Here is a 14571-nt window from a genome sequence, read left to right on the forward strand (position 1 = left end):
ACCATGAAGTGACGTAGAACGTGTGACCGGTAACCCGTGACCGGCCACGACAGCGCCCCACCGGGAACTCCCCGCCGGTGTCCCGCGCCCCCACCCCCGCAGGACCTTCGCGTGACCTTTACGCATCGGTCGGCACACGCCTGCGCACGCGGCACCCGTACGTCACTCACGCGCCGCCACTCATGACCCCAGGTCGGGCAGCAGCGGCACGAACCGGTCCCAGCGCGCGATCTGACATCCGTTGCTGCGGTCGTACGTCGCGTCGACCGGCCGCCCGGCCCAGACCCCGGTGACGTGCGCGGTGGCCGGCCCGCCGTACAGCATGGTGCAGATCTCCCCCTCCGGCACGGGCGCGAAGGTCTCCTGCCCCCACCGGGTGTTCCGCTCGACCGCCCGACAGGCCCCCTCCACCTGCGGATGGCTGCCCCCGCCGGGATGGCAGCGCAGCTCGTACGTCCCGTCCTTGCCGCCGCCCGCGTGCCGGACGGTGACGGTGAGGTGATCCCCGGAGCGCGAGGCCGTGGGAGCAGCCGACGCCGGCACAGCCGAGGCGGAACCGGCGGGTACCGAGGTGACGGCGGCGAGGGAGGCGGCGGCGGTGACGACGAGCCGACGAAGCCCGCCGGAGGCACCCTGCGCGATGCCCCTCGACGCGACCTTCCGCGCGACCTGCGGCATGACCTTCGACATGCCCTGACTAACGCCCCACCCCAGAGGACGTTGCGCCCGCGCCCCACCAGGGCGAAACGCTTTGCCCTTCGCGCCACCTGCCTAGTACCGTGGATGTCGATTGGTGACAGGCCGCTCGACTGTGTCATCATCTGCACGCACCACTCGCGCTCGCGTGAGCGGTTGTGCTGGAGGCGTCGCCTAGTCCGGTCTATGGCGCCGCACTGCTAATGCGGTTTGGGTCTTAAAGCCCATCGAGGGTTCAAATCCCTCCGCCTCCGCGCGATCACCCGAAGCCCCGGTCACCCCGACCGGGGCTTCGTCGTTCCCAAGATCGCCCGCCAGGCCCCTGAACCACGTTTCCGCAGGTCACAAGGGGTGCGCCAAACGGATTTCACATGTCGACGGCAGTCATGTAATGTTCTTCCTGTCGCCGAGAGCGGGCCGCAAGGGCCGGGACCGGCGGCAAAACTAAACAAAAAACAAGCACTCGTAGCTTAACGGATAGAGCATCTGACTACGGATCAGAAGGTTGCAGGTTCGAATCCTGCCGAGTGCACAACCGACCAGAGGCCCTGTGGAGTGATCCACAGGGCCTCTGGCTTTTGCGTTGACGGCAGTGTTTTGACGGCAAGGCAACCGTCCTTGTGAGCCGATCAGATGGCTACCGGAACACCTTCCGGACCGTCGTCGTCGTCCGGATCCTTGCCGTCACCCCTCATGGTCACTCGGATCAAGGCGGCCCGCCTACGGCGGCCCGCTCGCTGGCGGCCACGGGCCGCCGCCGCTCCATGTCTCCGCCACCGCTGGCGGCCCCCAGCCACTCAGGGCGCAACATCGCCAAGGCGGACAGCCAGAGCAGGAAGCAAGCCGATCAGCACCGAGCGCCAGGACTCGGCCGATGCGAGTCAGCGGCGACCACGCCGTGTCAGCGGTTGCTGTTCCGCTTATGACTATCAAGCGTTTGGAATGGCGACACGCGCCGAACGGGTGAGCGAGGTGCGTATGTCACACGCCTCTGCGCCCCCTTTTGCCGCACGTGCGCCGTCGGCTGAACGGAGGGCACACCCAAGCAGCCTGGACCCCGCGCGTGCATGGTGCGGAAGTGATCGGTGGTCCCGCCCCCACGGAAGGACCCTGACCAGACTCAAGTGACAACACCGACGACCACCTTCGAACGAGCGCGGACGCTCTCGGGACGAAGAAGTCACTCAGTTAGGGTGCGCCCCATGACCGACGAAGCCCCGGCCTGTCCAGAGTGCCGCCGGCCTATGGAGTCTGGCGGCCTGGTGCTCTCTGAGCGAGAGGACGGCGGCCGGCGGACCTGTCGGTCGCTTTGGAGGTGTGCCGATGGGCATGTCTGGTGGAGCTGGGCAGACCGACCGGACGAACCGTTGGAGATCTGCCCGGTACCAGGGATGTTCCGCTGACATTGACATCAACGAGCACGGACGGCGGCGACAAGCGGCGGCCACGTAGGACACCAGTGCACGAGGTGAGCCCCGACCAGGCCGGGCCGGGATCGAACGACTAAAGCGGTGGCTTCCTGGCAACCAGCGGCAGCGGCCAGCCGGCGCAGGCCACTAGTGCGCTGCCGTCCTCGGTGAGGAAGAGCAGGGTGGTCCAGGTTCGATCGGCAGCATCGATAAACCCTGTGCGCACGGGCTGGCCATGTTCCCGGATGAGCTGCACTGCTCGTTCCAGCCCAAGAGGTTCGAGTCCGTGCATCCGCATGCGCTGAAGACGGTGCTTGAAGACTCCGGCATGCTGGCCTGCGGGTTGTGCCCGATCCGCCACCCAGTAGGTGGCGCCGCTGCGGAGGGTGGCCAGAGCAGTCACGGACGCCTCGTCATCACCCGCCAACAGCGATTCCAGCGCATGCCGTTCCATGGTCACCCCCCGTTTGGATCCTGCAGTACAGCAACCAGATACAGCAACCCCAGCAACCGCCCCCGGCCACCAACTCCCCTCAGACACACCCGAGCAACCGGTATGACCGTCAGCGACCGATCTCTGTAGTGCTACGGATCAGAAGGTTGCAGGTTCCAATCCTGCCGAGTGCGCACAGCGCAGACCCCGGATCACTCCGGGGCTGCTGGCATTTCGGGGCGTACCGCAGCGAAATCGAGTGCTCCCGACGGGGTCGGTTAGCGTGCAGATGTGATCACCATGAACTGGGACGGCATCACCGACCGCGAGCGTTTCAACGGCTGGTACCTGGACGAGCGGGACCGATGGGCGGACATGGCCCGGGACGCCGACTGGAACGGCCTCTTCCAGATGCTGGGCAAGAATCCGGGGTGGGTCAACCTCCCCAGGCCCGGCAACCGCAGCGGCTTCACCGCGCTGCATCAGGCGGCCTGGCACGGCGCGGACTTCTCCGTCGTCTCCCGGCTGGTGGCGCACGGCGCCTGGCGGACGCAGTGCACGCGGGACGGACGGCGCGCCGTCGACGTCGCGCGGGAGCGAGGGCACACGCATCTGCTGGAGCTGCTGGAACCGGTCGCGGTCCGGGAGCTTCCCTCTCCTTCGGACGCGCTGGAGCACCACTTCCACTCGCTGCTCCGGGAGACGACCGGACGCTGCTTCGAGGAGATCGAGCACCTGCTGCCGCCGCTGTCCCCCCTCACGGAGGGGCCGTCAGTGAAGATCTTCTTCCAGGTGATCGGCATGATGGGCGGCTTCTTCTACCACCTTGAGCACGACCACGTGCAGGTGAACGCCAGCTCGCGGATGGACTCGGACGGCGGCGAGCATTACCGGGTGACCCCTCATGGGCGTTCCAAGATCGACAACACGCGCGTGCCCCCGCCGCCCTCTCTGGGCATGGGGCCGGGTGACCGCGGGGCTTGAGCGGTTCCCTCGGGGGGACGGTCATGAAACATCGATGCCAAGTTCAAGGATCAAGTCTTGGGATTCCCTCGATTTAATAAAGAGAGTATGTAATAAGCAATGTCTTCGCGCTTGTGTGGTCCATTCATAGCAAGCTCAAGTCTCGCTCAGATTGCTCGAATTTCCTTGACGATCACTCAGGCATTCCGTGATTGTTCTGTCCATGCCGCTCCCGGAGGGGGGCGAATGGGAGGGAACCATGAATGCCACGCTTGCTCGCGCATGCACGGCCGCTGCGCTGGCCGCTTTTCTCGCTATAGGGGCCGGGGGAGCGGGCACTGCTTTTGCGGACGACGCCCCGACGGCGGTCAACGCCGACCAGGACGGGAACCCGATCCCGCAGGCGCCGGACGACGCCGATGTCGCGGTGCAGCAGCCGGGGAACTCGGCCGCTCAGGCGCCGGACGCCGCTGACGGCCCGGTGCACCCGGACGGCTGCCCGCCCGACCCGGGCTTCCGCTTCTACAACGTCAAGAGCACGTTCGTCGGCGACAAGAGCAAGACCGTCTATGGGCAGTCCGGCATCACGCTCTCGGTCTCGGTGGCCAAGGGGCACACCTGGACCGGCACCTTCACCTATGCGGCCAAGCTGAGCGAGTCGATCCTCGTCGCTTCAGCCGAGGAGACCATCAGCGGTTCCATCTCCTACGCCAAGACCACCACCGTCACCCTCAGTGGGTCGTGGAAGGTCCCGGCGAGCCAGCAGGACGGATGGCTCGCCCTCGGCTCGAAGGGATACTCCTTCAAGTGGGAACGGGGTTCGACGAACGGCGGCTGCAAGTGGATCGTCTCCAACCACGGGACCGCCAAGCTCCCGGCGCTCTCGCCCTACATCGCCCACTCCTGAGTCGAGGACGATTTGATGAAGCTGCCCCTGCTGGCCGCCGTCGGCCTGTCGGCCCTGGTGCTCGTGTCGGCCTGTTCCGGCGGCGATGACTCCCGGGCGACCGCCACCCACGGGGCGACGCCGCCTCCGGCGAGTGCGACGACGGGAACCGGCGCGGCCCCCTCTCCGGTGGGGACCCCGACGAGCCCGGACCGCCTTCCCGATCCGGTCCAGTCTCCGCTCCCCGTCGGGTCGAAGACGCTGTACAAGGGGTCGGGTCACGGTGCGGGCGGCGTCACGCTTCCCGCGTCGGCGGGGAAAGCCTCATCCATCACGGTGATGTGGACATGCGCCGGGCCCTCCAAGTTCAACATCACCGCCGCCGGAAAGCCCCTCGCCGGGTCTGAGTGCGGTGACGGGAGCGGTGTGTTCACCGCGAAGATACCGCACGCCAATATGCGCGAACTGGCGTGGAAGTTCGCGGCGGACAATTCGGTGATCTGGCGCGTCGTCGTCACCCAACCACCCGCGAACTAAAAGCGAACGCACCGACGCCTGGAATCCCCGGGGAATTCCGGCCGAGCTCGCCATGCCTACTCGAGCACCGCCATATCAGTAGGGGCGCCGTCCCGGTGAGGACGGCGCCCCGCTGTTGAGATGGCGCCCGGCGCGGCTACGCCGTCGGAAGCTCCTCGGGGATCGCGAAGGCGCAGGACGACACGCTCATTCACGCTGTGCTCTTTCCCGCTTCGTTTTCCCCGCTTCGTTCCTCACGGGGGCCGGTGTGGTGCCGTGGTCATGACCCCGTACTTGATGATCTTGCTATCACCTGGATGTCATCCGTCAACTTGGGAGTCGTCGGCTCTGGGACTCGTCTGTTGGAGGGCGATGGAGGTCAGGACCAGGGCCGCGCCCAGGGACTGGAGGGCGGTCAGAGGGTCGTGTCGGAGGAGGACCGACAAGGCCGTGGCCGTCACGGGTTCCAGTAGGACGGCGATGACTCCGGCGGTGGGGGTGGTGCGGTGGAGACCGGCGAAGTAGGTGGTGTAGGCGATGGCCGTGGGGAAGGCGGCGAGGAAGGCCAGTGCCGCCAGGGTGTCCGGGCGGGGGGTGAGGGCCATGCCGGTCGTCAGGCCCACGGGGAGCAGGAGGACGCCTCCCGTCAGGAAACCGAGGCCTGTGGTCGCGGTCCGGTCCTGGGCGGGGAGCTCGGTGCGGTGGGTCAGGGTGAGCGTGGCGAAGCCGGCCGCGGCCAGGAGGGACAGGGCTGTTCCTGTGGTGAGGTTGGCCGTGGAAGTGGCGGGAGAGTCGAGGAGCAGGGCCAGGCCGCCCACCGCGATCAGGATCGATGCCGTCGCGCGAGGGGTCGGCAGGCGGCGGTCCAGTACTGCCGAACCCGTCGTCACCAGGACCGGGACGGCGACCATGGTCGTGAGTGCCGCCAGGCCGACCGAAGTGGCCTGTACGGCTGCGAAGTAGGCCGCCTGGAAGAGGGCCAGGAGGGCGCCGGACGTGGCGATACGAGTCGCCGTGCGGCGGGTGCGGGGCAGGGAGCGCAGGCGGCCCGTGGCCACGGCGTAGGCCGTGATGAGCGCTCCGCCCGTCAACAGGCGGTACGCGGCCACGGCGGCCGGTTCGAGGTCCGCCGAGGCGGCGAGCAGTGAGCCGGCCAGGCCGCCGGTGCCCCAGAGGACTCCGGCCAGGACGAGCAGGGCGGTGCCGCCCGACCGCTGGGAGCGGGCAGGCGTGAGTGAGCTGTGCGTGAGCATACGAGGGCTCCGACTTCGACGTGGATGAAGGCAACGTCGGAGCGGGGCGCCAACAGGTGGCTCAGCGGCGGAAGGATCCTCCACGCACGCCGAACTGAGGCCGCGGCCGCGGTGATGCGGCGACCGGGCCCGTCAACACCCCGCTCAGGAGCGGGGCGGTGGGCAGATGACGCGGAGCCGGTTCGGGTGCATGGCCGACACAGTAGGCGGGCCGGGGAGCGCTGAGCAGCTCCTTTTCGGCCCGGGGCCTGCGGCCACGGGGCTCAGGGCTCACCTCTCCCGCCGCGCAGTTCCTCCAACGACTGCCGCGAGAGTGCGAGCGTGCGGGTGAACCAGTCGGTCAGGAGGGCGAGTTCCTCGGGGGAGTACTCGGCGAACAGGGCGGTCATGCGGGCGTAGTGAGGCTCGTAGAGCTCGTACACGCGGGCCACCGCGTCCGGCTCGGCGGCCACGCGGACGCGGCGCCGGTCCGTGGGGTCGGGGCGGCGGGTGACGTAACCCGCGCGTTCCAGGCGGTTGAGGATGCCGGTCACCGCGCCCGTCGTGACGTTGGCCCGTTCCGCGAGGTCGCCGGCGGTGAGGAGGTTCTCGCCCGCCTCCAGGACGAAGGCGAAGCAGGTGAGGTCGGTGACGTTCAGGCCCAACCGCTGGGCGATCTCCTGTTGGGCGATCAGGTGGGTGGCGATGAGGTGGTCCATAGCCGTCATCGCCGCTGCGGGGGTGGCGGGCGGGCGCGGCTCGGCGTGCATTGCTGTTTCCCTTAGTTCGTGAGATATTCGGCTTGCTAAATTCTTAGATGGTGAGAGGAATCGCGGAGAGGAGCGGGAGCGTGAGCGCAGAGTACGACGAGGGGCACACGATCGCGGGATGGACCGGGGTCGGCATCGCGACCGTCGGGTCCAGTGTGGCCGGGGTGGGGGTGTGCATGGTCTCCGCTCCGCTCGTGAGCGGTGGGCTGGCGATCGTGGTCCTCGCCCTCCTGGTCACCTGGGGCCTCCATCTCGCCGGGTGGGGCAAGCCGCCGGGGGTTCGGCCCAGGGAGCAGTGGGGGATGCGGGTACGGGACACCCGGGCCCGGGGCGGCCACGGGGAGTGCCTCGGATGCCGACTGGCGGGGCGGGGGCGCCGTACGGTTGATGCGGCGGTGGCTGTTCCCAGGGCCGCAGGTGCGTCGGGCCCGTCGAGCCCGTCGAGCCCCGAGGCCGCCGTCGCCGAAACGCTGCGCTGAGGCTCACGCCCGTCCCCTTGTCAGTGGCGGCCTCTACTCTCGACAGCGATGGGACAGGTGTGGAAGTGCTCGGGACTGAGGTGGGCCGCTGAGGGTCCCGTGCTGGTGTGGGACGGGGGCCGGGGCAGTCCGCTGTCCTGGGGGAAGCGGGTGGCCTTCGGGGTCGTCGAGGGGGGTGCGCGTACGTGTGTGGGTGCGCGGGGGAATCCGTGTCCGGTGCGGGCGGTGGTGCCGGGGCGGAGTACGGGGGCGCGGTGCGAGGAGTGTGCGCGGCTGGACCGGGCGCACTCCGTGGCCGCCGACACGATCGCGGACGATCCGCGGACCTACCGGGTCTACCTGGCCTGGTTCGGGCCCGGCATGGTCAAGGTCGGGATCACGGGCCAGGAGCGCGGCTCGGCGCGGCTGCTCGAACAGGGCGCCGTCTGTTTCAGCTGGCTCGGCACCGGGCCCCTGATGGCCGCCCGGCGCACCGAGGAACTGCTCCGTGCGGCGCTGCGCGTGCCGGACAGGATCCCGTACGCGGAGAAGCGGGCGGTGCGGTCCGCGTTGCCGCCGACGGAGGAAGAACGGGCCGCCGAGATCGCCGAGTTGCACGCGCGGGCGGTGGCTCTCGGAGGCTGGCCGGAATCGCTCGCCCGGGAGCCCTTCCAGGCGGTGGACCACGTGAAGGTGTTCGGGCTCGGTGAGGTGGCTCCGGCCGTGGGCGAGGTGAGTGAGCTGGTCGCCGGTGGCATGGTCAGCGGTGAACTGGTCGCGGCCGCCGGGCCCGATCTGCATCTCGGCACGCAAGCCCCCGGGGGCGGGACGGTCGTGCTCGACACGCGGTTGATGCGGGGGTGGGAGCTGGTTCCGGCCGCCGAAGGCCAAGTCGGCGTGCCGGTGAAGGAGTTCCGGGGCGCCGGGCATCTTCAGGACGGGCTGTTCTGACACCGACGGCCCACGACACGGCCCGGAAGGCGAAGATCAACGTGGTGTGAGGAGTTCCCAGGCATTCCCTGAGAGGTGCCTGTGTGTTTCTCAGGAAAATCACAGACTCCGGAAAGGGTGCTCTCAGAGGACCCCGACAAGGTGTCCACCATGACCACGACCTCGCCCCAGGGGCGCACCGAACTGCTCAGGCCGGACGGGAGCCCCGTCCGCGTGCTTGTGGTGGACGACGAGCTGTCGATCACCGAACTGCTGTCCATGGCCCTGCGCTACGAGGGATGGCAGATCCGGAGCGCGGGTGACGGGACGGGCGCGATCCAGAGCGCGCGCGAGTTCCGGCCCGACGCCGTCGTCCTGGACATGATGCTGCCCGACATGGACGGGCTGGCCGTCCTGGGGCGGCTGCGGCGCGAGCTGCCGGACGTGCCGGTGCTGTTCCTGACCGCCAAGGACGCGGTGGAGGACCGGATCGCGGGCCTGACGGCCGGCGGTGACGACTACGTCACCAAGCCGTTCTCCCTCGAAGAGGTCGTGGCCCGACTGCGCGGACTCATCCGCCGCTCCGGTGCCGCCGACCGCCGTTCCGACTCCATGCTGGTCGTCGGTGACCTCACCCTCGACGAGGACAGCCACGAGGTGTCGCGGGCCGGGGAGAACATCCACCTCACCGCCACCGAGTTCGAGCTGCTGCGCTTCCTCATGCGCAACCCGCGGCGCGTGCTCAGCAAGGCGCAGATCCTGGACCGCGTGTGGTCGTACGACTTCGGCGGGCAGGCGAACGTGGTCGAGCTCTACATCTCGTACCTGCGGCGGAAGATCGACGCGGGACGCGAGCCGATGATCCACACCCGGCGCGGCGCCGGCTACCTGATCAAGCCAGCCGTCTCATGAGCGGGCGACGACGGCCGCGCGCGCAGAGGCGAGGAGCCAAGCCGCGCACTCTGCGGTCCCGGCTCGTCGTCGCATCCGTGGTGCTGATCGCGGTGGTCTGCGCGGTGATCGGTACGGTGACGACGCTCGCGCTGCGGTCGCATCTGTACGAGCAGTTGGACGAGAAGGTCAAGGACACCGGCAAGCGTCTGTCGGGACCCATGAAACCCGGGGGCGCAAACGACTCGGGCTCGACGGACAGGATCACAGGCTTCGCCCAGGGGCCGGCGCAGCCCAAGACCATCGCCGCCGAGGTCGGCACCGACGGCACGGTCACCCGGGCGGTCATCGCCGTGGAGGACTCCACCGAGAAGGGCCCCTTCCAGCGCAACACGCCCGTCAGCCTCACCGACGCGCAGAAGGCCGCCCTCGCCAAGGTGCCGACCACGGGTCTGCACACGGTCGACATACCCGGCCTCGGCGAGTACCGCGTGCAGTACGTCCCCGGACAGGACGGAGGCACTTACTACGTCGCCCTGCCCACCGAGTCGGTCAACACCACCATCAACACCCTGATCATCGTTGAGGTGAGCGTCACCGGTGCCGGCCTGGTCGCCGCTGCCATCGCGGGCTCCGTCCTCATCGGCGTCGCCACCCGCCCCCTCCGCAAGGTCGCCGCCACCGCCACCCGCGTCTCCGAACTCCCCCTGCACACCGGCGAGGTGAACCTCAGCGAGCGGGTGCCGGAGTCCGAGACCGACCCGCACACCGAGGTGGGCCAGGTCGGTGCCGCGCTCAACCGGATGCTGGACCACGTCCACGGCGCGCTGCACGCCCGTCAGCAGAGCGAGACGCGGGTACGGCAGTTCGTCGCGGACGCCAGCCATGAGCTGCGCACGCCCCTCGCCTCCATCCGCGGGTACGCCGAGCTGACCCGGCGCGGCAGGGAACAGGTCGGGCCCGACACCCGGCACGCGCTCGGGCGCATCGAGTCCGAGGCCGGCCGGATGACCTTCCTCGTCGAGGACCTCCTGCTGCTCGCCCGGCTCGACGCCGGGCGCCCGTTGCAGTTCGAGCAGACCGACCTGGTACCGCTCGTCGTCGACACCATCAGCGACGCACGCGCGGCCGGCCGGGATCACGTATGGCGTCTCGAACTGCCCGACGAGCCCGCGCTGGTGTCCGCGGACGCGGCACGCCTGCAGCAGGTGCTCGTCAACCTGCTGGCGAACGCCCGCACGCACACGCCACCCGGTACGACCGTCACCGCGCGCGTGCAACGGCGTGGGCCATGGCTGTGTGTGGACGTCCAGGACAACGGCCAGGGCATCCCGCCCGATCTGCTCCCGCACGTCTTCGAACGGTTCGCGCGCGGCGACTCCGCACGCTCGCGCGCCACCGGCTCGACCGGCCTGGGCCTCGCGATCGTGCAGGCCGTGGCGGCCGCGCACGGCGGTGCCGTGACCGTGGACAGCGTGCCCGGGCAGACCGTGTTCACCGTGCACCTGCCCGCGCTGGGTCCCGCCGTGCCGCAGCCGTCGCCGGAAACGAACTGGCAGACGGACTCACAGGCACAGCACAGCACCACCACATGGGTGGAACAGGGCGCCTGACGAGAGTCGTTCGCATGCGAACCGACTCTTCTCCCGGCACCCTGCCGGCGCGGGAGCACCTCCCGGCCGCGGCAGCCGGTACGCCTGTCCTGGACGTAGTGATCCCCGTCTACAACGAGGAGAAGGACCTCGAGCCGTGCGTCCTCAGACTGCACGACCACCTGAAGCGGACCTTCCCGTACCCGTTCCGCATCACGGTCGCGGACAACGCGTCGACGGACACCACGCCCCAGGTGGCGGCACGGCTCGAGGCACAGCACGCGGAGGTGAGGTCCTTCCGCCTGGAGCAGAAGGGCCGCGGCCGGGCCCTGCGGACCGTCTGGTCCGCCTCGGACGCCCCGATCCTCGCCTACATGGACGTGGACCTGTCCACCGATCTCAACGCGCTGCTGCCGCTGGTGGCGCCGCTGATCTCCGGCCACTCCGACCTGGCGATCGGCTCCCGGCTCGCCCGTAGCTCGCGGGTGGTCCGCGGGCCGAAGCGGGAGTTCATCAGCCGGGCCTACAACCTGATCCTGCGCGGCTCGCTCCAGGCCCGCTTCTCGGACGCGCAGTGCGGCTTCAAGGCGATCCGCCGGGACGTCGCGCAGGTGCTGCTGCCGCTCGTCGAGGACACCGGCTGGTTCTTCGACACCGAGATGCTGGTCCTCGCCGAGCGCGCGGGGCTGCGGATCCACGAGGTGCCGGTCGACTGGGTCGACGACCCGGCCTCCACCGTGCACATCGTGAAGACGGCGACCGACGACCTCAAGGGCGTGTGGCGGGTGGGCAAGGCCCTCGCCTCCGGTTCGCTGCCGCTGGACCGGCTCACCCGCCCGTTCGGCGACGACCCCCGCGACCGGGACATCCAGGACGTGCCGAAGGGCCTCGCCCGTCAGCTCGTCGGGTTCTGTGTCGTCGGTGGCCTGTCCACCCTCTTCTACCTGCTTCTCTACAGCGTCTTCCGGCAGTTCGGCGGCTCGCAGATCGCCAACGCGCTCGCGCTGCTCGTCTCCGCCGTCGCCAACACGGCTGCCAACCGGCGCCTGACCTTCGGGGTGCGCGGTCGCGGCGGCGCCGTACGCCACCAGGCCCAGGGCCTGGTCGTCTTCGGCATCGGCCTCGCTCTGACCAGCGGCTCGCTCGCCGCCCTCAACGCGGCCACGTCCGAACCCGCGCACTCCACCGAACTCGCGGTCCTCATCGCCGCCAACCTCGCGGCGACGGTCCTGCGCTTCCTGCTCTTCCGCGCCTGGGTGTTCCCGGACCGGCGGGAGAGCGGCACCGAGTCCTCGACCGCGGCCGACGCCCACCACCTGTCGCACCCGTCCTCACCGACGTACCCCACGCTGGGCGCGGTCCCGCAGCAGGGCGGCTACGCGCCGCTGCCGCAGCGTCCGGTGACGCACACCGCGTACGGCACCACCTATGACACGACCGAGTTCCGCGCCGGTGAAGCCGCGGACGGCTCCTGGAGGGACGCCACCATGCGGTTGCAGCCGATGCGTCCCCACGACACCGACACGGGGGACTCCCGATGACCATCCACTACAACCGGACGACCGAGGTGGCGACTGTTTCACGTGAAACAGCTCCCCCGCCGGCCCCCGACTCCGGTGAGCCCCAGCAGCCCCTCGCTCGCAGACTGTGGCGGGGCCGGCCCGAGGACCCCCGCTGGGTGCGCCCCGCCTTCCTCGGCCTGCTCTTGGCGACCTGCCTGCTCTACCTCTACAACCTGAGCGCCTCCGGCTACGCCAACTCCTTCTACTCCGCGGCCGTCCAGGCCGGCAGCAAGAGCTGGAAGGCCTTCTTCTTCGGCTCGCTGGACGCGGCCAACGCCATCACCGTCGACAAGCCCCCGGCCTCGCTGTGGCCGATGGAGCTGTCGGTGAGGATCTTCGGCCTGAACTCGTGGGCGATCCTCGCCCCCGAGGTCCTCATGGGCGTCGGCGCGGTGGCCGTGGTGTACGCGTCCGTGCGGCGCCGGTTCAGCCCCGGGGCCGGTCTGATCGCGGGTGCGGTGCTCGCGCTCACCCCGGTCGCGGCGCTGATGTTCCGCTTCAACAACCCGGACGCGATGCTGGCGCTGCTGATGGCAGTCGCCTGCTGCTTCGTCGTCCGCGCCCTGGAGGACGGCCGCACGAAGTGGCTGGTGTGGGCCGGTGTCGCGATCGGTTTCGCCTTCCTCGCGAAGACGCTCCAGGCCTTCCTGATCCTGCCGCCGCTGGCGATCGTGTACGCGGTCTGCGCCCCGGTGAAGCTGAAGAAGCGCCTCGGGCAGCTGGCCCTGGCGACCGTCGCGCTGGTCGTCTCCGGCGGCTGGTGGGTCGCGATCGTCGAGCTCTGGCCCGCGTCGTCCCGTCCATACATCGGCGGCTCACAGAACAACTCCTTCCTGGAGCTGACCTTCGGCTACAACGGGCTCGGCCGGCTCAACGGCGAGGAGACCGGCAGCGTCGGCGGCGGCGGTGGCGGTGGTGGCAACACCGGGCAGTGGGGCGAGACCGGCTGGGACCGGATGTTCAACTCCGAGATCGGCGGCCAGATCTCCTGGCTGCTGCCGGCCGCACTGGTCCTGCTCGTGGCGGGCCTGGTGGCCACCCGAAAGGCCCGCCGCACGTCGGTCACCCGTGGTTCGTTCCTGGTCTGGGGCGGCTCGCTGCTGATGACCATGGTCGTCTTCAGCTACATGGCGGGCATCTTCCACCAGTACTACACGGTGGCCCTCGCCCCCTACATGGCGGCCGTGATCGGCATGGGCGCCGGGATCCTGTGGGAGAAGCGCACCGAGCTGTGGGCGTCGATCACCCTCGCGGCCTCGGTCGTGGCGGCCGTGTCCTGGAGCTACGTCCTGCTCAACCGCACCCCCGACTACCTGCCCTGGCTGAAGTGGCTGGTCCTGATCGGCGGCCTGGTCGGCGCCCTCGGCCTGATCTTCGCGGGCCGCGTGACCCGGCAACTCGCCCTCGCGGCGGCGTCCGTGAGCGTCCTGGCGGCGCTGGCGGGACCGACCACGTACACCCTCAGCACGCTGCAAGAGGGACACACCGGCTCCATCGTCACGGCCGGTCCGGCGGGCGCGAGCATGATGGGCGGCGGCCGGGGCGGTCCCGGCGGCGGTGGCGGCATGCGGGGCGGCTTCGGCGGCGGGATGCCGGGCCAGCAGGGTCAGAACCAGCAGGGCAACGGCTTCCCCGGCGGCGGCATGCCGGGCCAGAACCAGCGGAACGGCAACGGCAGCACGCAGGGGCAGGGGCAGGGCCAGAACCAGCAGGGTGGCGGCATGCCCGGCGGCGACGGTGGCGGCATGGGCGGCGGGGGCGGTGCCGGTGGCCTGCTCAACGGCGCCTCCGTCACCTCCGAGGCGAAGAAGCTGCTGGAGACCGACTCCGACCAGTACACCTGGGTCGCCGCGGCCATCGGCGCGCAGAACGCCGCGAGCTACCAACTGTCCACCGGTGACCCGGTGATGGCCATCGGCGGCTTCAACGGCACGGATCCGTCGCCGACGCTGGCCGAGTTCAAGAAGCTCGTCGAGGCAGGCAAGATCCACTACTTCATCGCGGGCGGCGGTATGGGCGGCGGTGGCATGGGCGGCGGCAACAGCACCTCCAGCACCTCCTCGCAGATCACCTCGTGGGTGGAGGAGAACTTCAAGCAGGTCACGGTCGGTTCGGCCACGTTCTACGACCTGACACAGAAGGCGAGCTGAGGCTCGACACGAGCAACGACCGGGAGAGGGCGGTGGCCGCGGCCACCGCCCTCTGTCGTACAGGCGCACGGCGAGAAACTGAA

The 14571-nt window shown here is 69.6% G+C and carries 13 protein-coding genes and 2 tRNA genes; 11 read left to right on the forward strand and 4 right to left on the reverse strand.

Annotated features, from left to right (window positions below; translation table 11 throughout):
* Positions 1-180: 180 nt before the first annotated feature.
* Complete coding sequence (locus tag ACGFNV_RS33445; RefSeq protein ID WP_393627662.1) at positions 181-690, reverse strand: SSI family serine proteinase inhibitor; 510 nt, start codon at positions 688-690, stop codon at positions 181-183.
* Positions 691-859: 169 nt separating this feature from the next.
* On the opposite strand from ACGFNV_RS33445, the gene ACGFNV_RS33450 reads away from it, so the two are divergent.
* A tRNA-Ser gene (locus ACGFNV_RS33450) sits at positions 860-950 on the forward strand.
* 205 nt (positions 951-1155) lie between these two features.
* Positions 1156-1228, forward strand: a tRNA-Arg gene (locus ACGFNV_RS33455).
* Positions 1229-2199: 971 nt separating this feature from the next.
* Here the strand turns inward: ACGFNV_RS33455 and ACGFNV_RS33460 are convergent.
* Positions 2200-2559 (reverse strand): hypothetical protein, encoded by a 360-nt coding sequence (locus tag ACGFNV_RS33460; protein WP_393627784.1) that lies wholly within the window; start codon positions 2557-2559, stop codon positions 2200-2202.
* Between the two features lie 279 nt (positions 2560-2838).
* Here ACGFNV_RS33460 and ACGFNV_RS33465 point away from each other — a divergent pair, with 279 nt between their 5' ends.
* The 3 genes from ACGFNV_RS33465 (at position 2839) to ACGFNV_RS33475 (ending at position 4924) form a co-directional block, all read left to right on the forward strand.
* Positions 2839-3522: an ankyrin repeat domain-containing protein gene (locus tag ACGFNV_RS33465; RefSeq protein ID WP_393627785.1), complete on the forward strand. Its 684-nt coding sequence runs from the start codon at positions 2839-2841 to the stop codon at positions 3520-3522.
* 238 nt (positions 3523-3760) lie between these two features.
* On the forward strand, positions 3761-4408 hold the full coding sequence (locus ACGFNV_RS33470; protein ID WP_393627664.1) for a hypothetical protein: 648 nt from the start codon (positions 3761-3763) through the stop codon (positions 4406-4408).
* A gap of 15 nt (positions 4409-4423) precedes the next feature.
* The gene (locus ACGFNV_RS33475) at positions 4424-4924 is read left to right on the forward strand and encodes a hypothetical protein (RefSeq protein ID WP_393627666.1); all 501 of its coding nucleotides are present in this window, start codon (positions 4424-4426) and stop codon (positions 4922-4924) included.
* Positions 4925-5223: 299 nt separating this feature from the next.
* Here the strand turns inward: ACGFNV_RS33475 and ACGFNV_RS33480 are convergent, their stop codons facing one another.
* Both ACGFNV_RS33480 and ACGFNV_RS33485 read right to left on the reverse strand, forming a co-directional pair.
* Positions 5224-6156 (reverse strand): DMT family transporter, encoded by a 933-nt coding sequence (locus tag ACGFNV_RS33480; protein ID WP_393627667.1) that lies wholly within the window; start codon positions 6154-6156, stop codon positions 5224-5226.
* A 263-nt stretch (positions 6157-6419) separates the two neighbouring features.
* Positions 6420-6905, reverse strand: coding sequence for a MarR family winged helix-turn-helix transcriptional regulator (locus ACGFNV_RS33485; protein WP_393627669.1), 486 nt, complete (start codon positions 6903-6905; stop codon positions 6420-6422).
* Between the two features lie 80 nt (positions 6906-6985).
* Between ACGFNV_RS33485 and ACGFNV_RS33490 the strand changes: the two genes are divergently transcribed.
* The 6 genes from ACGFNV_RS33490 to ACGFNV_RS33515 all read left to right on the forward strand — a co-directional run bounded on the left by ACGFNV_RS33490 (position 6986) and on the right by ACGFNV_RS33515 (position 14488).
* Positions 6986-7384 (forward strand): HGxxPAAW family protein, encoded by a 399-nt coding sequence (locus tag ACGFNV_RS33490; protein ID WP_393627671.1) that lies wholly within the window; start codon positions 6986-6988, stop codon positions 7382-7384.
* Between the two features lie 48 nt (positions 7385-7432).
* Entirely contained in the window at positions 7433-8314 is an 882-nt protein-coding gene (locus ACGFNV_RS33495) for a DUF2797 domain-containing protein (RefSeq protein ID WP_393627673.1), read from the forward strand.
* 150 nt (positions 8315-8464) lie between these two features.
* Complete coding sequence (locus tag ACGFNV_RS33500) at positions 8465-9205, forward strand: response regulator transcription factor (protein ID WP_208299010.1); 741 nt, start codon at positions 8465-8467, stop codon at positions 9203-9205.
* Positions 9202-10797, forward strand: a complete 1596-nt coding sequence (locus tag ACGFNV_RS33505; protein ID WP_393627675.1) for an ATP-binding protein — start codon at positions 9202-9204, stop codon at positions 10795-10797. Before ACGFNV_RS33500 ends, ACGFNV_RS33505 begins: the two co-directional genes overlap by 4 nt.
* Positions 10798-10811: 14 nt before the next feature.
* Positions 10812-12317 carry a glycosyltransferase gene (locus ACGFNV_RS33510; protein ID WP_393627677.1) on the forward strand — a complete coding sequence of 502 codons (1506 nt, stop codon included), beginning with the start codon at positions 10812-10814 and terminating at the stop codon, positions 12315-12317.
* Positions 12314-14488 (forward strand): ArnT family glycosyltransferase, encoded by a 2175-nt coding sequence (locus tag ACGFNV_RS33515; RefSeq protein ID WP_393627679.1) that lies wholly within the window; start codon positions 12314-12316, stop codon positions 14486-14488. Before ACGFNV_RS33510 ends, ACGFNV_RS33515 begins: the two co-directional genes overlap by 4 nt.
* Positions 14489-14571: the final 83 nt, after the last annotated feature.

The organism is Streptomyces sp. NPDC048751, assembly GCF_043198595.1.
GTDB lineage: Bacteria > Actinomycetota > Actinomycetes > Streptomycetales > Streptomycetaceae > Streptomyces.

Coding starts and splice junctions, on each gene's coding strand:
- ACGFNV_RS33485 (WP_393627669.1), bottom strand. CDS start 6,905: ATGCACGCCGAGCCGCGCCCGCCCGCCACCCCCGCAGCGGCGATGACG.
- ACGFNV_RS33445 (WP_393627662.1), bottom strand. CDS start 690: ATGTCGAAGGTCATGCCGCAGGTCGCGCGGAAGGTCGCGTCGAGGGGC.
- ACGFNV_RS33465 (WP_393627785.1), top strand. CDS start 2,839: ATGAACTGGGACGGCATCACCGACCGCGAGCGTTTCAACGGCTGGTAC.
- ACGFNV_RS33505 (WP_393627675.1), top strand. CDS start 9,202: ATGAGCGGGCGACGACGGCCGCGCGCGCAGAGGCGAGGAGCCAAGCCG.
- ACGFNV_RS33495 (WP_393627673.1), top strand. CDS start 7,433: ATGGGACAGGTGTGGAAGTGCTCGGGACTGAGGTGGGCCGCTGAGGGT.
- ACGFNV_RS33480 (WP_393627667.1), bottom strand. CDS start 6,156: ATGCTCACGCACAGCTCACTCACGCCTGCCCGCTCCCAGCGGTCGGGC.
- ACGFNV_RS33475 (WP_393627666.1), top strand. CDS start 4,424: ATGAAGCTGCCCCTGCTGGCCGCCGTCGGCCTGTCGGCCCTGGTGCTC.
- ACGFNV_RS33470 (WP_393627664.1), top strand. CDS start 3,761: ATGAATGCCACGCTTGCTCGCGCATGCACGGCCGCTGCGCTGGCCGCT.
- ACGFNV_RS33515 (WP_393627679.1), top strand. CDS start 12,314: ATGACCATCCACTACAACCGGACGACCGAGGTGGCGACTGTTTCACGT.
- ACGFNV_RS33460 (WP_393627784.1), bottom strand. CDS start 2,559: ATGGAACGGCATGCGCTGGAATCGCTGTTGGCGGGTGATGACGAGGCG.
- ACGFNV_RS33500 (WP_208299010.1), top strand. CDS start 8,465: ATGACCACGACCTCGCCCCAGGGGCGCACCGAACTGCTCAGGCCGGAC.
- ACGFNV_RS33510 (WP_393627677.1), top strand. CDS start 10,812: ATGCGAACCGACTCTTCTCCCGGCACCCTGCCGGCGCGGGAGCACCTC.